The sequence below is a fragment of the Moorena sp. SIO1G6 genome, from assembly GCF_010672795.1.
GTDB lineage: Bacteria > Cyanobacteriota > Cyanobacteriia > Cyanobacteriales > Coleofasciculaceae > Moorena > Moorena producens.
In genome coordinates, this window is record NZ_JAAHFZ010000073.1 from 1 (window position 1) to 21,502 (window position 21,502).

Consider the following 21,502-nt stretch of genomic DNA (forward strand, 5'->3'; position numbering starts at 1 on the left):
GTCGGGAGTCGGGAGTCGGGAGTCGGGAGTCGGGAGTCGGGAGTCGGGAGTCGGGAGTCGGGAGTCGGGAGTCGGGAGTCGGGAGTCGGGAGTCGGGAGTCGGGATCAACAATTATCACAATTCCTACACCGATCCCTATATAGCACTACGCATTAAAGTTAGGACAAGCCTCCCCATCTCCCCATCTCCCCACACCTCCCCATCTCCCCATCTCCCCACACCTCCCCCAATTCCCGATTCCCGATTCCCGATTACTTTGTGGTAGTTCTGAGGAAGCTATCATCAACAGGCAACTTTGGAGCTTTGAACAGTGGACAAGAATTGAGAAAAACACGATCAGCGAGCCCGTGGGTGGTGCATTACTCAGCATTCGTTTTATTTGAGTTAGGTCACAGGGTCGAAGCCTGTGCCACAAAGCTGATAGCTGATAGCTGATAGCTGATAGCTGATAGCTGACCCCGATTCCCGATTCCCGATTCCCGATTCCCGATTCCCAATTCCCAATTCCCGATTCCCGATTCCCGATTACAGCCAATTTCCCACTAAAACATAGGCTCCCCAGAACAATGGAGCTTTATAACCAGGTTCTTTTAAGAGATTAACTTGAGCACGGCGCAAGGCTTCAGCTTTGGTAACCGTTGCGCCAGAAGCAGCTAATTCTTCGTAAAAAAATGTCATCAGTTTAGCGGTAGATTCATCATTAATGAACCATAGGGAAGCCAGAGTACTCCTTGCTCCTGACTGAATTGCTACCCCGGCCAATCCTAAGCTAGCACGACTATCACCATCGGCAGTTTTACAAGCACTCAGCACTAGTAATTCAATTGCTTCTAAACTATTGTCACTTCTGTTCTGGATGACATTGCTTAAATCCTTGATATTGATTCGTTTATCCCACGCCAGCAGAAAGGTCTCCTCTGGTACTGAACTAAACTGACCGTGAGTGGCTAAATGCACCACGGGAAATGGCACCGAACTGATTAACTCTTGCCATTTCTGACTGGTAAAGTCTTGATTGAGCAATTGCTGACTGGGAATTTGGGATTTAATTTCTGCTAATTCTGTTTTAACATTGGGTAGGTTAGCGAAACCTTGATGATCAGCCAAATCCTCGCGCATGTCTGACAGTCCAAAGGCTAAGGCATTTAACTCAACTTGAGCTAAGGGTTTGGGCTCCAGTAAATTCAAACCAGGAATGAGTGCGATCGCATAGCCTTTTTCTACTATATACTGTTCACCATCATGAAGGGTAGCCATGGGAACATTGCGAAATCCACCATCAAGAACAAATACTAAGGTTTTAACTTGATTGGCTTCGAGCAACCCTTCCGCCGGTCGAATTAACCAGTCATAAACCTGTTTGGATAAAGCTAGACTGTCTTCAGAAATAAAACGTTTTTCTAGCTGTATACGCAAACTTTCTAAGGTTTGCTCAAGTTTAGCTTTAGGTAAAGCAGTGGTATAGTGAATAAATTCTCCTGATTTTGGTAATTTCACGATCACCGCTAACCGGTCATCGAGAATAATCGGATAGACTAATGCTGCACTCGGATCGATTTCCTGCTCGGCCAATTCCACAATGTCAGAAAGGTTACACCCCAGAAAATTCTCAATTTGGGCTAGCTGGAGAGAGTCAATTGCTTCGGTAGCTTGCTTGAGCTTGTTATCTGGGATCCGGTTATCTGGGATCCGTTTATTTGCGATCGGTTCAGCGGTTTGCTCGTCCTGCAAGAGTAAATCGACTAATTCTCGATAGACTTGCTCAACATTTTCCCGAAAGGAAAACTGCACATCTGAACTGAGAGCCAGTAAATCTTGGCGGATAGAATCTAGGGTTTTGACAGTGGCTTCGTAAGCAGTGATTGCTTCTTCAGTTTTTCCCAGAGCTTGATAAATTCGTCCTAACTGCCATTGCCATTGATAGGCAATGTCATCGGCTTGAATACCTTGAGCTAAGGTGAGGGCTTTTTCGGTAAATTCTTGAGCTTGATACCATTGCTGAGTTTGTTCATAGAGCTGACCCAGGGTACCGAGGGCATAGGATTCGGCTCGTTTATCGTCTACAAGTTGAGCCTCTTGGAGAGCTTTGACTAAAGTATGGGCAATTTCGTAAGGTTGAAGGATAAAGGATGACCGCTGAAGATTGTCTTGATGCTTGTTTGATTTTAGATCATAGCTGATCAGGCTTTCGACAAAATTGATTTGAGCATAGATTGCGGTTCGACTAGCTGGTAATTTAGTAATCTCGCTGTTGAGTAATTCCTTGACTTGGTCATTAATTTGAGATTTTAAGTCTTGGATACTTGGTTGTTCTTGATTATCATTATTATATTCATCGGTTAAGGTCTCTAACCAATTGTGGAAATCAATTAGTAAACTTAATCGCTGTAGTTTTGGCTCAATGTCTAAGCTGGTTGAAGCTGATAATTTGCTTGACTCTTGAAGAGATTCTTGATAGTATTTTATAGCATGATTAACCTGAGCAATAACCTGTTGTTTAACTTTTTTTTGCTCAGTTATCAAGTTGGTTCTGGTGTATAATTGTTTATAGTGGTTGTACCAAGAACGTTCTGTATCCCCCAAACTCAGTAATGTCTCTCGTTTTTCGAGAGGAGGTTGAGCTACTTTCAAACTTGCCTTAAGCACTTGCTGAGAGTGGTTCAAATCCCCGAGCAGACGGAGAGTATTCCCAAGGCTACGTAAGCCAAGGATTTTAATCTGGGGATCAGGGGTTTGTTGAAAGGTTTGCAGCACCGTTTCAAACCGTTCTTGATTGGACAAATCGCAATTATTGTCCAGCTTTAAGGCTTGTAATAAGGTTTTACAGGTGCGACGGTAAAGTCCTAAGGCTTCCATCGCTTGGGCTTGATTAATTAGGGTACCTGTAATGCCAATGTCATCTTTTAATTGTTGATAAATCTCAGTAGCCAATTGCCAGGCTTCTAGAGCAGTGTCTGGTTGTCCTAAGGCTAATTCTAGACTACCTAGGGTGTTGAGAGCTTGGGCTTGGATTTGCTGGTAGTCTGGGGTATTGCTGAGATCTGCTCCTGTCTCTAACAGGCTGAGGCTAAATGCGATCGCATCTTCCGCATCAAACCACTGTTGCAGTTTCTGGTAAGCCAAAGACAGATAACTTAACGCCATGGCCTGATGTAGTATATCCCCTTGGGATTCATAGGCTTGTGCTGCTTGTTCCCAAGTGGTTGCTGCTTGATTAAACTGACCTTTGGTGTAGAATGCTCTGCCTTGTTCCACTAAATCTGACGCTGACCAATCTTGAGGAATTGGCTTAACAGTGCTGGGATAGGATAAGACCGGGAGGATGCCAATGGGGAGAACTAAATTTAGGAGAAAAAAAATTAGGGCTTGGGTGCCAACTAGGGTCGGGCGAAGCATAGGGACGCTAAATCTAGGGTTTCTATTAAATTATCTCTTGAATAGAGTATGACGTTTCATAGTAAGGCTGAGGTATATCTAAATTTTTGTCATTTGAAACAGGCAAGATGCCTGTTCCACGCTGCATCCCTATTCCCTGCTCCCTAGCGCAAATAACAAGACCCAGGCACCTGGCGAAATCCATCCGGTGTTACGGTAGTGGGATAAGCGGTCAGAAAGATATTGCCATTAGCATCAATCATGATGCCTTGAGCTTCTATAATTCGTTTTGGCTTAGGGGTAGTGGGGGGCTGAACGGGGGGCTTCACCAATGCAGTCCGGGAGCGATACCGTCCACGGGGAGTGGGACGGCGTATATCTTCCCAATTGCTATTGCTGCTGATTTGACCTGGGCGAGGGGGTATGCCGCCACGTCCAGTATTGATCAGACTACTGCCAGTGCTATTACTCGGTTGACAACGCTGGTCAAATTGAGGCTGGGCTGGGTCCGTGGGTAAGCTGTTGGGCTCCCGCTCCAGGAAGTCATCGATGGTGTTGATATCCACCACACCGTCTGTCTGACCAGAGGCATCTATATCATTGGTGCCATTGCCTGGGATAGCTTTGCGCTCTTCAATATCACCAAAAATGCTGAAGGCATTGATCCTGATATTACCCCCTTGACCCATTGGAGCATTAGCAATGATATCGCTACCATTATCACCAGTTGGGGGAAAAGCAATCAGAAATGGATTATTATCAATCGTGATGTTACCTCCGTTAGCTTGTTCGGAAGCCTTTGCGGAGATCAGACTTTTGTTTTTGAGCTGTATTAGGTCTGATACGTTTAGTGTGATATTCGCTCCTGATTCCCCAGGATTGGGAGTTTGAGCAGTTTCAGCGAAAAGTGTTCCGTTGTTAAGCAACAGGGAATTAGCATTAATTGTCAGATTGCCTGCTACCCCTTTCTCACTTTTGACTGTTATTATCCCTCCATCTTCAACCTTGAGGGAATCACTATTGATGGTGATAGTACCAGCTTCACCACTGAAATTGCCTGAGCTGCTAGAAACTAAACCACTGGCAATGTCACTATTAGTGGGACTAACTCCAGAGATAGTAATGTCATCAGCTTTGACTTTAATCGTACCAGCATTTGCTGCACGTTCAGAGAAGGATTCCGGAGATACACCAAGATTTAGTTGCCCTAGTAAAAAGTGAGTAGTAATCCTTTCGGGGGATAAGGCTTCGTTATAGACTGCGACTTCATCAATCACACCATTAAATGCTTGGTCACCAATGTTCCGCCAATTTCCGATCAAGAAACGGGGGTTTTGACCTTCAAAAGCACCTTGGTCGTTACCTCTGACTCTCTTTCCATTGACAAAAATGGTATTTCTGTCGGAGCTTTGGTCGTAAGTAGCTACAATGTGATACCAAGTATCTGGTTCAATAAGGTTGTCTCGTGTTTCCAAGTCATCGGGAAAGTCACCAAAACGGACAGACCCGTTACTGGTCACTCGGAAATATAGACTGTCACCGTTACCATCGTTGCGATTATTGCTTGGATGTATCCCAACATAGGATTGCTCTTTTAGTTCGTCTGGCTTGACCCAGGCTTCTACAGTGAAGGATTTATTGCTGATATCTAATTCCGACCCTGGTGCAATAATACCAACATCCACAGCATCATTGTTGCCATCAAATTCTCCTGCTGTGCCTGATATTCCTGGAACTCCCTGAGTTACACCATTCCTGTAAGTACCATTGAAGCCATTGCCAGAACTGTCAACAGCCGTTATCGAAGTAGTTTCGTCTAAACGCCAGTAGGCTACTGGCTGATCTGCTAGCACAAATTCTTGATAGGACTGGTTGGTGAAATCAGAATCTAGAACTGCTTGACTGACACCGGAGGTTCCTGCTTCTACTCGCCCACCATTAATAAGAGATAGGGACGAAGTAGTGATATTAATATTTCCTCCAGTACCAGTAGCTCCCTGGTTTACACGACTGTCAATGACTCCATTATTAACAGTTACTGTATTGCTACGGGTAATGGTTATATCTCCACCATTCCCCCTGCCGCTTGTGCCAGCACGTATCCTCCCCCTATCAGTAACTTCAATGGAGTTAGCTTCAATTTCAATGTCACCACCCTTCCCCTCGCCATCCGATTGAACATCACTAAATATGCCACTATCTGCTCCAATCAGCTCGCTGAATCCGTCCACTAAAACGCGATCGCGAGCTGTTATAGTTATATCACCTCCTTTCCCTGTGCTACGGGTTTGGGAATTTATCACAGCACCGTTGGTAAAGGAAACTGACCCAGCTTCAATTGATACTTTGCCACCGTCGCCCTCTGCTTGAGGTCTAACTCGAGTGAAGATAATACTTGAAAATGTATCCCCGTCTTCATTCCTAGCAGCGCCATCAAATATCACTTCATCCTCAGCAATAATTGATATATTGCCAGCATTTCCTATGTCATTGATTTCAGTACTTACTTGACCGCCATTGGTCACAAAAACTGACTTTCCCTCTATGGTAATTGCACCACCCTCACCTTCAGCTTTTGATTGGTTGCTAGACTCTCGATCCGGACCGACCCGAGAGCGCAAACCGCTCGATATATTCCCATTACTTGCTATCCCGTCAATGGTAACTGTATTGCGAGCTTTGATAGTTATCTCGCCTGCATCTCCTTTTCCCAGGGTGTCAGCTACGACTCTAGCACCATTTTTGATAGTCACTGATTTGGCATCAATCGATATATCTCCTGCGTTGCCGATTGCGTCAGCCTCCACTTCGGTCCGAATCGAGTTAATGTTCTTGTCCAGGATAACTTGATCTTTAGCAGTAATTGTTATATCACCACCATTTCTCTCTCCTTCATCCCGTGCTCTGATCCTCGACTCCAAGGAACCATTCTGATTAATGAACAAAGAGCCTGTGGTAATGGAAATACCACCACTATTACCGGTAGCGTTTCTTTCTATGTTGTTGAAAATGCCAGCATTCCTACCCCTTGTTGCTTGCCCTTCTAAGGTAACTGTGTCATCAGCAACAATAGTTATCTGGCCAGCATCACCTGTGCCATTGGTGTTGGCTTGGATTTGACCGCTCTGGGTCAGGGAGAGAGAGCCAGTGCGAATGGTGATGTTACCACCGTTCCCGACCGCGTCTTGCCTAACGAATTCTCCGACGTTACTCCTAATCCTACTAAATCGATTTCCTGTTCTTCCAGACACCGTTACGCTATCACTAGCTTCGATTTCAATATTGCCCCCAGTGCCTTTACCGTTGAGATCAGCACTGAGTCTAGCACCATCAAGGATTGATAAGGATTCGGTTTTAATAGTTATCGTACCCCCCTGGCCGGTTGCCCCACGCTCAACATTAACTGTGGCTTCACTGGAGGCTTCATTTTCATTGCCTCGGCTATTCTTTGCCCTCGGTGCCCCTTCAAATATCACTTGACGAGCCTCGATGTTGATATTACCTGCACTCCCTTCACCCCGGAGCCTAGCATCAAGGACAGCGCTTTCTGTTACTGAGACAGAATCCCCTTTGATGGTAATATCCCCACTTTTGCCTATGCCTCCGTTGTCCAGACGAGATACTAGTTCAGTGCCGTTGTTATTGGCTTCAGTGCCGTTTCTGCCATCGATGGAAACTGCCCCACTGGCGGTAATCGTGATATCTCCGGCATCGGCTTGACTGTTGCTGTTAGTTCGGATCCTAGCTCCTCGGCGGGCGGTAAAGGAACCGGTTTCAATGGTAATATCTCCAGCTTGGCCAGCATTGGAGGTACTGGTGATTATGTCACTATTGTCAAGGGTGATGTCATCAAACGTAATTAATTTAATCTGACCAGCATTACCGGTAGCGCTAGAGGTATTAATGCGATCGCTTATTTCAATCCCGCCTCGATAATCGATAATCACATCACCACTATTTCCGACAAACCCACCGAAATCGTCATCAGTGCGGAGTGTGCCAATCTCCAGCTTGTTACTAGGATTAGATCCGTTCGGTTGATACTGATTGGTTAAGAATACTAGTCCATTTGGTGCTTGAATCGAGATGTCACCAATCGTAATATCTGCACTAGTAGCAGCAGTCCCAAAGTTAGACCCTAAGTTTCCAGTATCGCTATTTCCTGGAAAACCGCCGAGTAATGACCAATCTATGCCAGCACGAATATCTAAGGTAGGTTGACTACTGCCATCAATTACGATAGAGGTTCCGGCTTGGTCAGACAAAGTAACATTAGCCAGACTAGCCAAGAACGGATTGGAATTATTAGGGCTAATGGCATTATCAGCGGTATCGGTAGAGTTAATCTCCAGGTCTCCAACGGTAACACTCCCTCCAGCCAAAATATGTAGTGAGGCTCCGGTATAGTTTCCTAAACTGACATCTCCATTGGCCAGAATAATGGGATCATGGGGACTGAGTAAATTTCCGGGTAACCCATCCAACTGCTCAATACTGAAACTTCCGCCAGCGGTATAGTGAGCATCCCCGGCTACAGGATTATGGGAACGCAACCGTAAATCAGCACCAGCGAATAAACCACTATCGGTATGGTTATGGGCAGCAATATTAATTGACTGATTCCCCTGAATTAGCAGTAAACCTCCGGCATTGGCGATAAAGGGTTGCGCTATACTATCCCTGATGCTAACCGTATCTTCTCCAAACAGAGTCAAATCCCTACCAGCCTCCAGTTGACCCTGTAAATCCAGATTGCCAGCAGCTAGAGTTAAATCTTGTCCTACTGCTAAATTCCCAGCATTTTGAATTCTTGTCCTGGGGTCATATTTGCCATACTGCAATCCTGGGGTTATATTAATTGTTAACAGTGGCGGGGCTTCTGGGGATGTGGCACTAAACTCCTGGCCATCAGCAAAGACCAGGCTATTGGCAGTAGAAGCGAAAAAGGAACCAGCTACATCTAATCTGGCATTGTGTCCAAACACAATGCCATTGGGATTGAGCAAAAACAGATTCGCTGACCCATCTACTCCCAAGGTGCCTAGAATATTGGAGATATTACTTCCAGTTACCCGGCTTAGAATATTCTCGATTCCAGAAGGATTAGCAAAATAAACCCGTTGTAGTTCCCCGACATTAAATTCTTTAAAACTGTGGAATAGGTTAGAACCACGTTTAGCGCCACCTTCGATCACATCCCCGATTTCCCCTCGGACAGTGGTATTAGGTATAACCACAGACCCTTCTGAACCCAAGGTTCCATCTGGAACAATATCGGCTAAGGCATAGTTTCCCGACATGGTTAAGGTCACCCCACCCAGGGCAATCGCCATTGCCCTGGCCCAACCTGCGGTGAGGGTGATCACTGGTTTTGCTGCACCCATATTCAGTTTCAAGTTATTGCTTGAAATAGCTTCGGGATCATTATACCAGTTATTGGTACTTTTTAATTTCGGGAGTCGGGAATCGGGAGTCGGGAGTCGGGAATCGGGAGTCGGGAGTCGGGAGCGGTGCGACCCGTGGCGAATTTAATTCGACGACTGTAAGCGCACCGAGGGAGTCGGGAGTCGGGGGAGAAAGATTTTGTCTGGATATCGTAAGTTTGGGCAATTATCGGGATTTGATCTAACTATGGGATTGGCCTTTGGCCAGGCTACGCGATTGGCCAAAGGCCAGGCTACGCGATTGGCCAAAGGCCACGCTACGCGATTGGCCAAAGGCCACGCTACGCGATTGGCCAAAGGCCACGCTACGCGATTGGCCAAAGGCCACGCTACGCGATTGGCCAAAGGCCACGCTACGCGATTGGCCAAAGGCCACGCTACGCGATTGGCCAAAGGCCACGCTACGCGATTGGCCAAAGGCCACGCTACGCGATTGGCCAAAGGCCACGCTACGCGATCGCATGGTTGTTTAACAGTTAGGCTTCCGCAACGGTTAGGTTTCCGCAACGGTTACTATAGTCGATGCGATCGCATAGTTGATTAAATCTCTAGACCTAAGCATTCAGCTATCAGTTATCAGCTATCAGCTATCAGCTATCAAATGTCGGCCTGTGGCCAAGCTACTGTTCGCGCAGCACCTCAAGTAGCGCAATCAGTACTTTTGAATAAAATAAGCTGACGGCACCTCAAGTAGCGTGAGCTAAAAGCTGACCGCTGATAGCTGACCGCTGACCGCTGACCGCTGACCGCTGATAGCTGATAGCTTAGGTTGCTGTTACCCACAAGGAACATTCAACGCGCCATTTTTCTTCAGCCATTGGCACTGTTGAGCACTTAAGCCCTTAGCATCAGTAAACACTGCACCTGCTACCTCGCAGTTATAAAAATCAACACCATTCCAAATAGTATTCTCTAAATTAGCGTACTGTAAATCAGCATTTTTAAGATTAATATTAGATAAGCGAGCGCCTTCTAAATTCGCAGAAAATAAAGACGCTTCAGTTAAATCAACATCCTTTAATAAGGCATTTTCCAAACTTGACTCCAGCAACTGAGCACCACGCAAAATCACCTCGGTCAAATCAGCAGCTCTGAGATTAGCAACAATCAGATTAGCAGAGGTTAAATCTGCTCTGACTAAACTAGCACGGCTTAAATTGGCTCGTTCCAAATCAGCACCAACCCACTTAGTATCCATTAAGTTAGCTGCCTCTAAGCTAGCTATATCAAGGCTTGCTCCACTGAAATTAGCCTCAGGGAAATTCACAGCTCCTAAATTCGCCATCTTGAGATTGGCATTGATAAAGGTTATCCCTTTCCCAGTTGCTTCTCTCAAATCAGCCTTTTGCAGCTGAGCTAAGGAAGCCTCAACCCCATCTAGTTTTGCCCCACACAGCTTAGCCTTTGTTGCACAAGCCCCTCGGAGATTCGCCCCCTCCAAACCAGCACGATTCAGTTGAGCTCCTGAAAGTCGGGCATAAACCAGAGTAGCTCCCGATAGGTTTGCCCAGCTGAGATTGGCTTGAGTAAAGTCTGTCTCTTGACAAGACGCTCCCGAGAGATTGGCATTACGTAGGTAAGCATGGGCAAACTGAGCCTGATCCAGATTCAACCCCTGTAAATCAATATGACTCAGCTCGGCTTTCTGTAACGACAGTCCTTGCTTAAGTTGTTTAAGAACTTGATTAGTAGTTAATAATGTCATAGATTTAGTTCTATAAAACCTGTAGTCAGTTAGTTTTGTATCTAATTTAACTTTAATCTGACCTCAAATGTAATTATTGCAAGAATATTTTACATAAATGTTTAGGATCCAAAATATACTTTCCACAAAAACAAATTGAGGGTTTGAGGCACTCGATCAGCTAAAGTATCAGGGAGTCGGGAGTCGGAACCCACCCCTAACCCCTCCCAGGAGGGGAACGGGAGTCGGGAGCGGTGCGACCCGTGGCGAATTTAATTACGGGTCAAGCGCACCGAGGGAGTCGGGAGTCGGGAGTCGGGAGTCGGGGTAAGAAAATTGAATCTACCTCATAAGTATGATCAACATAAGTATGATCAAAGCTATACCAACTTCATCGAAAACTACTTCTTAGTTCTCCCCACACTTCCCCCTCTCCCCACACTTCCCCCTCTCCCCACACTCTTCTCCCGATTCCCGATTCCCGATTCCCGATTCCCGATTCCCGTTCCCCTCCTGGGAGGGGTTAGGGGTGGGTTCCGATTCCCGATTCCCGATTCCCGATTCCCGTTCCCCTCCTGGGAGGGGTTAGGGGTGGGTTCCGATTCCCGATTCCCGATTCCCGATTCCCTGCCCGATAGCTTTCATGGTCAAGTTTTCTATCAGTCGCTTTATCCTCATGGCAGCTATAGTGATCGGTGTAATTGTTCTTGTCCCAACTATCAAGCAAATTACCCAGCAGCGAGCCATGACATCCGCTTACGAATTACTGACTGACCCATTCTTACAATTTCCTACAGAAGATTCCGTGCGGGTGGTTTGGTTTACCGACTTTCCTGGCTCCCGCCACACCGTTACCTACGGCACGACCTCTTACCGTAAGGCCACTGCTACTACTACTAAACTCAGCCGCACTCGGGAAGACCAAAAATCCCGAGTCGGCAACCAGACCGAAGACTCCCAAGTCTACCAGAAGCCAATCATGCGGGATATTTGGCGTCATGAAGCCATCGTAACTGGACTGACTCCTGGTCTTCGTGTTCCCTATCAAGTCACCAGTATCAAGGAGAATGGGCAAGTTGTCAGGAGCAAGCTCTATAGCCTCAGTGCTCTACCAAACCCTGAGACACCCCAGAAAATTCTTCTGACCTCTGACCATCAACTAATGCCGATGACAGCAGCTAATCTCCAGAAGGTGGTAGAAACCGTAGGCCAAATCGATGGGGTGTTCTATGTTGGTGATTTAGTTAATATTCCTGACCGGGCTTCGGAATGGTTTGATGATAACCGGGGTGGTGCCTTTTTCCCCTGTCTTCAGGGTCGAGCCAATTACCAATTGGAAAAGAATGGGGTTCAAACTACCTACCATGGCGGTGAAATTATTCAACATGCCCCGATCTTTCCTGTAGTTGGCAATCATGAAGTGATGGGGCGTTTTTCTATGGAAAAGGATTTGAATAGCCAATTCAATGACCCTTTTCCTCGGGCTGCAGCACAAGCCATCTATCAGCAAAAAGCTGAACAGTTAAATCCAGATAATGACCCTAATTATTACCAAGCTTGGCTAAAAAATAATACCTATAATACTGACACTTATAACGAGATTTTTTACCTACCTAATGGCAAACCTTATTATGCGGTAACCTTTGGTGATATTCGCTTAGTGGTGTTGTACATTACTAATATTTGGCGGACACCTAGCTTAAGTCCTAATGCCAAAGGTAGGTATCAAGAACGGCAACAAGATTTAGACAATCCCATCGCTTGGGGATACGGACAACATATCTTTGAAGCAGTTAGTAAAGGGAGTCCCCAGTACCAATGGCTCCAGGCAGAACTCAATAGCACTGAGTTCCAACAAGCTAAGTATAAAATTGTGATGCTTCACCATCCTCCCCATAGCCTAGGGGACAATATTGTCCCAGCTTATACTGACCCAGTGCAGATCATTGAGCGGGATCGGACGGGTAAGGTGACAGCAGTGCGTTATGAGTACCCCAAAGACCAGGATTATATCATTCGGGATGTGGTGCCATTGTTAGAAGCTGCTGGTGTGCAGTTGGTGTATTATGGGCATTCCCATCTATGGAATCGCTTTGTTGATGGTAATGGCATGCATTTTTTAGAATCCTCCAATGTGGGGAATAGTTATGGTGCTTATGTTGGTCAGAAGAAGCGCCCAGTACCAACTGGTTATAACGAAAACTATTCCGCTACTGGAGACCCAAATGGATTAGAGCCAGTGAGGCCAACCATAGCGCCATTGTTAGGAGACAATAACCAGCCCTTGCCTTATATCGCTAGTAATGACGTGACTGTGTTTAGTATCTTGGATACTGGCACCGGTATAGTAACTAGCTATCGCTTTGATACGCGATCGCCTAATTCAGAGGTGATTAAATTCGATCAGTTTCTGTTAAAGCCAAGGGATTAGGGTCGGGAGATGGGGAGATGGGGAGATGGAGAGATGGGGAGATGGGGAAATGGGGAGATGGGGAGATGGGGAGATGGCAAGAATTATGATTAAATTTTGATTAAGGGTAATTATCCCGAAACTATATTAAATAATAATTTATTTACTACTCTTGCCTCTTGCCTCTTGCCTCTTGCCTTCCCCTCCTGGGAGGGGTTAGGGGTGGGTTCCTCTTGCTAGCTTGCCTCTCTATAAAAAATAGACACCATTGGACATTACTGACAAAATGGGTAATAATAGAGAGGTTGTGATTAGATCTAGCATTGATATGGAAAGTCATTCTGAGATGACATTAAGCATTGGGGAGGCAGCTAAACAGCTAGGAGTCTCTACCAAAACCCTAAGACGGTGGGCTGATGGGGGAAAAATCAGATATCAACGTTCACCTACTGGACAACGACGATTCTACCTTAAAGATATCAAACATATAACACCAAGAAATTCTCAGCCATTGACGGACAGATTGACCATCAACTATGCCAGAGTTTCCAGTGATGAGCGAGAAAAAGACCTGAGGATTCAAATTCAATTATTAGAAAATTTTAGCACTGCTAATGGTTGGCAATACGAGACTATTTCTGATTTCGGGGGTGGTTTAAATTATCACAAAAAAGGATTAAACAAATTACTCAAAAAAATTATGACAGGGGATGTTGAACGGTTGGTGATTACTCACAAGGATAGATTGCTGAGATTTGGCTCAGAATTAATCTTTACCATTTGTGAAGAGTTTGGCACAGAAGTCGTTATCATTAATAAATCCCCAGAGGGAGTCAGCTTTGAAGACGAATTAACCCAAGACATGATGGAATTAATCACAGTCTTTTCTGCCCGTCTCTATGGCGCTAGGAGCGAAAAAAATAAAAAATTACTTGATGGAATGACTCAAGTGGTAAAGGCATTAGAGTAAAGAGTAGGTGGAGAGAGGGGAGTGTGGGAGGTGTGGGGAGATGGGGAGATGGGGAGATGGGGAGATGGGGAGATGGGGAGATTGGGGAGATTTTTATGTAAGTATTCAGTCGTGAGCTTTTAGCTCACGCTATGCGAACAGCTGTCAGCTGTCAGCCGTCAGCTTAAAATAAACCTCTTTTGTAAACTTCTTTTGGTATAATTTAAGGTAAGCATATGCGCTACGCGCACGCTACTTGAGGTGCCGTCAGCTGTCAGCCGTCAGCTTAAGATCAACCTCAAACGGGAGAATTTAATAGTTCGAGATTTTGTAAGCATATGCGCGTAGCCGATAAGCTGAAAGCTGACAGCTGAAAGCTGATAGCTGACGGCTGAATGCTTACATTTTTATTAAGGGTAATTATCCCGAAATGATATTAGAGAGTATGGAAGAAACCCCGGCTGTGAAACGAACTCCCAACCGATTTGAGCCAATCATACATCAAAAGGGAAGAGGCGGTCGAGGAAGGGGTTAGAAAAAAGTCGATCAGGATCAAATTCTTTCATAAGCAGAGCGAAGTCATCCCAACGTGGGTATTGTGAGCGAAGATATTCCCGATTGGAATAAAAGTGCTTGCCCCAGTTGGGACGGCCACCATACTCTAATAATATCTTTTCGGCTTCCCGGTGATAGTTTTCAATCACCTTAAAATCTGACCCTGATAAGTTAAGGCTAATATAAGCAGACTCTCTTTGATACAGTGGGCTTAACCAATGCTCTTCGGAACTAGCAAATCGAACTGATATTGGTAGGTTTATCCTAAATCCCTGTTTTTTTATCATCTCGTGAATTTGCTCCAGAGCTTTGATTGTAGCTGACCTTGGTATGGCATACTCTAACTCGGAATAGGTGAAATTAATATTCTCAAAGGCGAGGATCTTAAAGCTCTTATCCCAACGGTTTAATCCCCGTAGATTAGTAAAAAAAGCTACTCTAAAGATGATAGGAATTAGAGCAGGAAAATTTCTGGTAATCCAGTCACCGATTCCATTGCCGGATCTAGATATAGTTCTAGATAGGTCGTCTAGGAATTGTCTCCAGAATGGCATGGGAGTAACCGGCTCATCCATTTTATTAAACTTAAACCAATAGGAGCGTGAGGTGTGGGGAAATTCAAAGAATTGGAAATGATCGTTTTCTTTAACTAGTGTGTCTATTTCTTTTCTGAGCACGGAAGTTAACATCGGTTGTTGAACATCTCGCAAGAAGAATGTAGGTACACAACGAAGCGTTAATCTAGTAATAATACCAAGGGCACCCAAGTTGACACATACTCCATAAAATGTGGGATTATCTTGTTGGTAGCGGACAACTTCCCCGGATGCTTTCATTAGCTCCAGCTCGACCACTGCACTGGCCAGTGAGCCATTCTTGTCTCCTGTTCCATGGGTAGCCATTGCTATGGCACCAGAAATAGTCTGCTTTGTAATTGCTCCCAGGTTTTCCAAGGCCATGCCGTGTTGGTCTAGGTATTGATTCAAGCTGTTTAGTGTTATTCCTGGCTCGACAGTAACGGTGCCCCGTTCTCGGTCTAGCTCGATTACTCGGTTTAGTCGCTTCAAGGATACAAGAACACCATCGGTGCATGCAGCTTCTGACCATGAGTGTCCCGAACCAACAACCTTAACTTTCATCCTTTCGGTTCGAGCCATGGCAAGAACTTTCCTGAGATCTTCGTTAGAAGACGGCTCGACAATACTTTTGGGGTTGCAAGAAACATTACCCCTCCAATTTGACCAAGTAACTGACATATTAATTTATGAAAAATCTTGTAATGGTTATTCTATATTTTAGCATAGAATAGATAAGCTATCAGCTATCAGCTTTCAGCTTTCAGCTATCAGTTATCAGTTATCAGTTATCAGCTTTGAGTTATCAGCTTAAGCGCTACGCGCACGCTACTTGAGGTGCTTTCAGCCATCAGCAGATCAGCTATCAGTTATCAGTTATCAGTTATCAGCTATCAGTTATAAGTTATCAGCTTAAGCGCTACGCGCACGCTACTTGAGGTGCTTTCAGTCATCAGCTTAAGCGCTACGCGCACGCTAATTGAGGTGCTTTCAGTCATCAGCTTAAGCGCTACGCGCACGCTACTTGAGGTGCTATGGGTTAATTGACAGGCTAGAAGGCTGTGCTACGCGAACAGGTTTTGAATACAACAGGTAACCATTTTCTTTATATGAGTTACGTCTTCATGATAGCTGACGGCTGACGGCTGAGCGCTGACGGCTGAGCGCTGACGGCTGAGCGCTGACGGCTGAATGCTTACATTTAACTATTATTAGCTCTGGCTGCTTCAGCAGCAATATGCCCAGCAAATGTAGTAATGAAAGTTTTGAGGCTTGTCATCTCGGACAGTTCACTATAGTCACCTGTACTGATAGCTGAACGTGGAGAAATTAGCAATGTGGCTGTGGTATAGAGTTGCTCTTGAATCAGCTTTCGACAAAGGATGTTATAACGGTCTGCATAAGAAGCTCCATTGAACTCCTGAAAAACGGGAAAATGTGGGGCACTATCACGAACCGGAGAGCGAGATTCATCACAGTCTTCAAGTAGTATCAGCCAACCGACAAATGGTGGAGGATTTTCTCCAAAGGCTCCTTCACGATAGGCGGTCCATAAATCAACAGCCGTACCGATAGCTTCTTCTGTTCGATTGTTAAAATTGTTGCCAAAGGAAGGTCCGACCTGGCTCTTGAGTTCAATGGCTGCAATCAGTCGTCCGTGATTCATGATTAGCAAGTCCCATAATTTTGTAGGACGAAAGTACCCTGGTAATGTAAGCACCCGTTTTTTTAAGCAAATATTCGCTGCTCCAAGACCATTCAAACTAACAATATCTGCTATGATGGTTAAGAAACCATCCATATTCTTTCCAGTAGTGACACCAGCCCGTTCTCCCTGATCGGGGTTACCACTCTCAATTTGTTTTTGGCGAGCTGCTTCTCGATTTCCCCAAAATAGCTGGATAGCTTTTCTGGCCTTAACTTCATAGTTGCCTAGATCGATACTCATTGCTTATTTAGATCTGGTTATCTCTAATCACAGCTCGCTCCTTTGGTGTCAATCCATAAATTTCAGACACTGCATAGTTTCCAAGGTTAAGATCTCCTGTGTTTGCTGCTTCTATTAGCATTCTTTGAAGATTCTCTGAAATACTTTGCCACTGAGGAAGTCTGATTCGCCGCAAGTATTGTGCTTGAAAGCGAAGATACCCTCCCCTGAGCTGAGTTGAGTAAATAGATACAAATAGTTTAGCTATACCTGATTTGAGAACTGTTTGAAGTGCCTTTAAGTCCCACTCTTGTGAAGTAATGAAATAAAGGTTATGATGGGGGTATAATTTTCCATCTTCATAGACAATATGTGCTTTGGATTTAATATCAGGAATTAGCAGTTTAGGGTAAGCGGTCAGGCTGGGATAAATTCTATCAATTGTTCTGTACCAATTCTTGGGATTTTTCTTGGCACAGTTCCGTTTCAAAATTGTATCGGAATGTTGGGCAAGGTAACTTGCCAGCTTGGGATAATTTTCAAGTTCAACTAAAGAACCATTGTCGTGAAATGGGTTGATAACACCAAGGCCACCCCACTTGATAATACCAGTTTTAATATCTTGTGTCTTGACTAAAGGCAATTTTCTATCGGGTTCAACCTCCAGTTTTTCAAAGGGCCCAATGTAAACTTTATCTGCTCCGGTCGCTACACCAATGCCTACCTTACAACCAACGTCTTCTAAACTAGGAAAGTCTTCTTCCAGGCGACGAACCACCATAAGTTCTTTAACAGAATCTAGAATCCATGGTTTTGACCCATTTGTTACACCCCTAAGCTCGATGATACCACTTTCCGGAGAAATAGAGTCAGCACAAAAATTTTGGGCTAGTTTCTTAAGTGTGTTGTATTCAACTAATGGTCGATGAGCAACTCGAACAACTTCGGATTTTTGGAACTTGATGACTGTAATGGCAGGATAAGCACTAACTTCAGTGCGAAACGCCTGAGTATCGACCATATCAATATAGTAAGCAAGATGATAATGATCAGAAACCATTGCTCGTAGTAGCTTACCGTATTTATTCTTTAGCCATTGATTGGCACAAATAAAACCTAAAACCCCTCCAGGTTCCAAACTACTTAGGGCACGTTCAATAAAAGGGACATATAAATCTGCTCGATCATATATAGTGTTATATCTGGCTCGATACTCGGCCAAGAGAATATCCGGAATCAGCTCTTGCCGAACATAAGGCGGATTGCCAACTGCATGAGTAAATGAACCTGGTAAATCTACAAGTAGGAAGTCACCTTCAATCAGCCAGGATGTTAGCAATTGATAGGCGTCATCTTGATTAATTCCATGGTGCTGGAGTAACCTTAAAAGTTTAATTCTGGTATTTTCAAAGCTTTGAGGATTGATCTCAACTGCACGAATAGAATTGTGGAGACTATCAACTAGTCTGACTTGATTAGAATCATGAGCACCATAAGCAGTTAACAGTCGCTCTACAATCGGAACAAGAAAGTCACCTTCACCAATCGAGGGTTCAAGTATCCGATAGTCTGGCAAAGGGCGATCTACGGTATAACCTGTCAGGTCAAGAATGAACTCTACAACCTCACGTCGGGTAAAAATTGCTCCTCGTTCCTCACTACTCTTTGCTGCAAAGCTTCCGACAGCAGAGGAAAAATCCAATAATGGCAAGCTTAGTTGCTGTTCCATTGTGACCGAACCATGACTTGTGGTATTTTAAGGTATATCAGTTTCTTAGCTCAATCAGTAGTCTAGCAATATGACGTTGAATGTTTTCCCAATCTTCGGGAAAGTCGTCACGGGTAAAGATTTCTGAGGCATTTTCATAGCATGCGATCGCATTTTCCAGATTCTCTGTAGTCTCTCCTACTATTCTGTTGCTGTAAGCATTACCCAGGTTATATAGGGTCCTTGCCCACTCTTCGGGAAAGTCTCGTTTGGTATAAACCTCCAAGGCTAGTTGGTATTGGGCAATAGCAATTTCGAGGTTATCAGCCCGGTCTCCACGGATTCTGTCACTATAGGCGATGCCCAGGTTGTTGTGAGTCATTGCCCAATCAATGGGGAAATCTGGTTTGGTGCGAATTTCCAAGGCTAGTTGGTATGCTTCTATGGCAATTTCGAGATTATCAGCCCGGTCTCCACGGATTCTTTCACAGTAGGCATTGCCCAGGTTATAGTGAGTCATTGCCCAATCTTCGGGCAAGTCTAGTTTAGTGCGAATTTCTAATGCTAGTTGGAATGCTTTAATAGCAATTTCGAGATTATCACCCCGGTCTCCACGGATTCTTTCACAGTAAGCGATGCCCAGGTTGTTGTTAGTGCTTGCCCAATCTTCGGGGAAGTCTGATTTTGTATAAACCTCCAAGGCTATTTGGTATGCATCTATGGCTTTTTCGAGATTATTAGCCCGATTGCCACGGATTCTATCACAGTAGGCATTGGCCAGGTTGTTTTGAATAGCTGCCCAAATTTCCGTGTTACTGTGATTAGTAAAAACCGTTAGCATGGTTTGGTAACCAGCAATAGCGATTTCCCTATTATTGGCTTGATTACCCAGTGGAAAATCGCTGATCAGGGTGCTGAATTCCCAGATAGTATTAGCGATTTCTGTTGCTGTTTCTGGTTCCGCTTCTGAGAGTTTAGCACTTGCCCAGGTTTGCAGGATAGGGATAAAATTATGATCGAGTTTGTCTAGGTTTGCTACCAGTAGTTGGTAGACTACTTCGTGGTCGCCTTTGCTGTTAGCGGTTGCTAGCAATACTTCCTCTAAGAATTGCTGATAGTCTTCCGATGAAGCCTTAGCTGAAGTAAGGGTTTCTGAAATTGCCAGACCCTTTAAAAGCTTACTCCTGATCCGCCGTAAAAAGTTAGCAGCATTTTGCTGACCCTTTGCTGTCAGATAGTCTGCTGATTGTGCCATTACCTGTAAGAATTCCGCATCCACTAACTCGCGGTTGCTATTAAGAAGTTGGACTTCTTTGCCCTTGGGACAAGTTAGGAGTTTCTGGAGCAATTTGAGGTATTGTTGTTTTCTTTGTTTGTCCATTGTTTATTATTAAGCTATCAGCCTATGCGCTACGCGCACGCTACGCGAACAGCTATCAGTGGTCAGCAGTCAGCTTAGAAGGCTCGCCCTTGGGTGGTGCGTTACGGGGCGGATTATCCCGATCCGGGCGTTGAGGCCAAAAATCAGAGGCTTTCCGCCCCTAACGCACCCTACGTAACTACTCATTTCTAAATTCTAAATTCTAAATTCTAAATTCTAAATTCTAAATTCTTCATTCTTATTCATCCGATTGTTCTGACGGAGGCAAAAGTAGAGGATTTCCTTGATATTCCGCTGCTTTATCCGTAGGTAAACGACGCACTAAGTCAAATTGGATTAATTTATCTAAAATCGGTAAAACTTGAGTAAACTGTTGAGCTTTAAGACGCTTGAGGTCATCCATGGTTACGTTTTCATCGGATAGCACCCCTTTTTCTAAAACTAAGTCAAGGACATAATAATCTTCAGGAGTTAATTCTGACTGACCACGCAGTTTCTGACTGACATACTCTAAACCTTGCTGAAATACCTCTGGTGTAATCTTTTCTGCTTGTAAATCCGCTGCTTTCAGTAATACATAATTAGCAATGCGATTGAACCAACGGGGTATCCCCTGGGAATGTGCGCACAGATTTCTAGCGGTTTCTAGAGTGAAGGGATGAACCGCATCAGGATTAGTTTCGTCTTTGCTGGTTTTGTTAATCCGGGCGCTAGCGAGATAGTTAATTAACATTTGATAAGTGGTGGGTTGGTCTAATGCTTTAATCTCTAATGCTAAATCAAATAATCCTCGTTCAGAGATCAACAAATCCCGAGTCAACCCGGAAGGATGCCCAGTCAAAATAAACCAAGCATCACCTTTGAGCATGCCTTGAGCATCGTGCAATAGTTGACGCACCTTAGCTGGGTCTTGTTTATCTAAATCATCTATAGCAATCACCACACGACTATACTTTTCCAGCGCCCTTTCCAATAAGTCTTGAAAGGTGAGAGTGGGAAACTTTGGGGCATTAACGGGTGTGGATTCCGTTTCAATACTTCCCCCAACCATTGGAATTTTTACATCAAACTTGGTCTTGGTTTTGCGAGTCGATTCACTCATCAATCCCATGTTGTTTAACAGTTGTTGCGCCCACTCATCCTCTGGCATATGTCGAGCTAGGGCAATCAAAGCAGCGGTTGCTAAATCAGTTTCAAAGGGTAGACTGATATAGGTAGCGAGAGTATCTTTACTTTTTCGTTGTAAGACGCTCAAGACTTCTAAAATAAATGCTGTTTTACCAATCCCAACGGAACCATAGACTAATATCCGCTTCCGTTCGCGACCCCGCAACAAATGAAATATCGTCTTTAACTCCTGGGTGCGACCTGTGAAAACTTGATCTAGGTTTGACCCCAAGCTTGAAGCACTTTCAGAAAAAGGAATGTCTTCAAGATTCCAGCTAGTAAAAATTTCGTCGGTTTCATCCCAAAGTTTATCGGCTTCACTCATG

The 21,502-nt window shown here is 44.6% G+C and carries 14 protein-coding genes; 4 read left to right on the forward strand and 10 right to left on the reverse strand.

Annotation, left to right across the window (positions count from 1 at the left end; translation table 11 throughout):
- Nucleotides 1–146: 146 nt before the first annotated feature.
- From F6K63_RS32740 to F6K63_RS32755, 4 genes are all read right to left on the reverse strand, one after another.
- Nucleotides 147–536 carry a hypothetical protein gene (locus tag F6K63_RS32740; RefSeq protein WP_287256298.1) on the reverse strand — a complete coding sequence of 130 codons (390 nt, stop codon included), beginning with the start codon at nucleotides 534–536 and terminating at the stop codon, nucleotides 147–149.
- Nucleotides 527–3,397 carry a CHAT domain-containing protein gene (locus F6K63_RS32745; RefSeq protein WP_287314450.1) on the reverse strand — a complete coding sequence of 957 codons (2,871 nt, stop codon included), beginning with the start codon at nucleotides 3,395–3,397 and terminating at the stop codon, nucleotides 527–529. Before F6K63_RS32745 ends, F6K63_RS32740 begins: the two co-directional genes overlap by 10 nt.
- 143 nt (nucleotides 3,398–3,540) lie before the next feature.
- Nucleotides 3,541–8,772 (reverse strand): two-partner secretion domain-containing protein, encoded by a 5,232-nt coding sequence (locus F6K63_RS32750; protein ID WP_287314451.1) that lies wholly within the window; start codon nucleotides 8,770–8,772, stop codon nucleotides 3,541–3,543.
- A gap of 37 nt (nucleotides 8,773–8,809) precedes the next feature.
- Entirely contained in the window at nucleotides 8,810–8,986 is a 177-nt protein-coding gene (locus tag F6K63_RS32755; RefSeq protein WP_154659807.1) for a hypothetical protein, read from the reverse strand.
- A gap of 21 nt (nucleotides 8,987–9,007) precedes the next feature.
- Here F6K63_RS32755 and F6K63_RS32760 point away from each other — a divergent pair, with 21 nt between their 5' ends.
- Nucleotides 9,008–9,364, forward strand: coding sequence for a hypothetical protein (locus F6K63_RS32760; protein ID WP_287314452.1), 357 nt, complete (start codon nucleotides 9,008–9,010; stop codon nucleotides 9,362–9,364).
- A gap of 231 nt (nucleotides 9,365–9,595) precedes the next feature.
- Here F6K63_RS32760 and F6K63_RS32765 read toward each other — a convergent pair whose 3' ends face one another.
- Nucleotides 9,596–10,525 carry a pentapeptide repeat-containing protein gene (locus F6K63_RS32765; RefSeq protein WP_287255336.1) on the reverse strand — a complete coding sequence of 310 codons (930 nt, stop codon included), beginning with the start codon at nucleotides 10,523–10,525 and terminating at the stop codon, nucleotides 9,596–9,598.
- A 315-nt stretch (nucleotides 10,526–10,840) separates the two neighbouring features.
- On the opposite strand from F6K63_RS32765, the gene F6K63_RS32770 reads away from it, so the two are divergent.
- From F6K63_RS32770 to F6K63_RS32780, 3 genes are all read left to right on the forward strand, one after another.
- The gene (locus tag F6K63_RS32770; RefSeq protein WP_287255338.1) at nucleotides 10,841–11,278 is read left to right on the forward strand and encodes a hypothetical protein; all 438 of its coding nucleotides are present in this window, start codon (nucleotides 10,841–10,843) and stop codon (nucleotides 11,276–11,278) included.
- Nucleotides 11,250–12,935: a purple acid phosphatase family protein gene (locus tag F6K63_RS32775; protein ID WP_229414506.1), complete on the forward strand. Its 1,686-nt coding sequence runs from the start codon at nucleotides 11,250–11,252 to the stop codon at nucleotides 12,933–12,935. Before F6K63_RS32770 ends, F6K63_RS32775 begins: the two co-directional genes overlap by 29 nt.
- Before the next feature lie 307 nt (nucleotides 12,936–13,242).
- Nucleotides 13,243–13,884 (forward strand): IS607 family transposase, encoded by a 642-nt coding sequence (locus F6K63_RS32780; protein WP_044493348.1) that lies wholly within the window; start codon nucleotides 13,243–13,245, stop codon nucleotides 13,882–13,884.
- A gap of 473 nt (nucleotides 13,885–14,357) precedes the next feature.
- On the opposite strand, the gene F6K63_RS32785 is transcribed toward F6K63_RS32780, so the two are convergent.
- The 5 genes from F6K63_RS32785 to F6K63_RS32805 form a co-directional block, all read right to left on the reverse strand.
- Complete coding sequence (locus F6K63_RS32785) at nucleotides 14,358–15,674, reverse strand: D-arabinono-1,4-lactone oxidase (protein WP_008184937.1); 1,317 nt, start codon at nucleotides 15,672–15,674, stop codon at nucleotides 14,358–14,360.
- Nucleotides 15,675–16,194: 520 nt separating this feature from the next.
- A complete protein-coding gene (locus F6K63_RS32790) occupies nucleotides 16,195–16,941 on the reverse strand; it encodes a PaeR7I family type II restriction endonuclease (RefSeq protein WP_287314453.1) in 747 nt (248 codons plus the stop codon).
- A gap of 7 nt (nucleotides 16,942–16,948) precedes the next feature.
- Nucleotides 16,949–18,649, reverse strand: coding sequence for an Eco57I restriction-modification methylase domain-containing protein (locus F6K63_RS32795; protein ID WP_287314454.1), 1,701 nt, complete (start codon nucleotides 18,647–18,649; stop codon nucleotides 16,949–16,951).
- A 37-nt stretch (nucleotides 18,650–18,686) separates the two neighbouring features.
- The gene (locus F6K63_RS32800) at nucleotides 18,687–20,009 is read right to left on the reverse strand and encodes a tetratricopeptide repeat protein (protein ID WP_287314455.1); all 1,323 of its coding nucleotides are present in this window, start codon (nucleotides 20,007–20,009) and stop codon (nucleotides 18,687–18,689) included.
- 238 nt (nucleotides 20,010–20,247) lie between these two features.
- A complete protein-coding gene (locus F6K63_RS32805) occupies nucleotides 20,248–21,501 on the reverse strand; it encodes an ATP-binding protein (RefSeq protein ID WP_287314456.1) in 1,254 nt (417 codons plus the stop codon).
- Nucleotide 21,502 lies beyond the last annotated feature (1 nt).

Bases quoted from the DNA above. Each gene is read 5' to 3' on its own strand.
- F6K63_RS32780 (WP_044493348.1), top strand. From the start codon at position 13,243: ATGGAAAGTCATTCTGAGATGACATTAAGCATTGGGGAGGCAGCTAAA.
- F6K63_RS32775 (WP_229414506.1), top strand. From the start codon at position 11,250: ATGACATCCGCTTACGAATTACTGACTGACCCATTCTTACAATTTCCT.
- F6K63_RS32745 (WP_287314450.1), bottom strand. From the start codon at position 3,397: ATGCTTCGCCCGACCCTAGTTGGCACCCAAGCCCTAATTTTTTTTCTC.
- F6K63_RS32790 (WP_287314453.1), bottom strand. From the start codon at position 16,941: ATGAGTATCGATCTAGGCAACTATGAAGTTAAGGCCAGAAAAGCTATC.
- F6K63_RS32760 (WP_287314452.1), top strand. From the start codon at position 9,008: ATGGGATTGGCCTTTGGCCAGGCTACGCGATTGGCCAAAGGCCAGGCT.
- F6K63_RS32765 (WP_287255336.1), bottom strand. From the start codon at position 10,525: ATGACATTATTAACTACTAATCAAGTTCTTAAACAACTTAAGCAAGGA.
- F6K63_RS32800 (WP_287314455.1), bottom strand. From the start codon at position 20,009: ATGGACAAACAAAGAAAACAACAATACCTCAAATTGCTCCAGAAACTC.
- F6K63_RS32805 (WP_287314456.1), bottom strand. From the start codon at position 21,501: ATGAGTGAAGCCGATAAACTTTGGGATGAAACCGACGAAATTTTTACT.
- F6K63_RS32785 (WP_008184937.1), bottom strand. From the start codon at position 15,674: ATGTCAGTTACTTGGTCAAATTGGAGGGGTAATGTTTCTTGCAACCCC.
- F6K63_RS32795 (WP_287314454.1), bottom strand. From the start codon at position 18,649: ATGGAACAGCAACTAAGCTTGCCATTATTGGATTTTTCCTCTGCTGTC.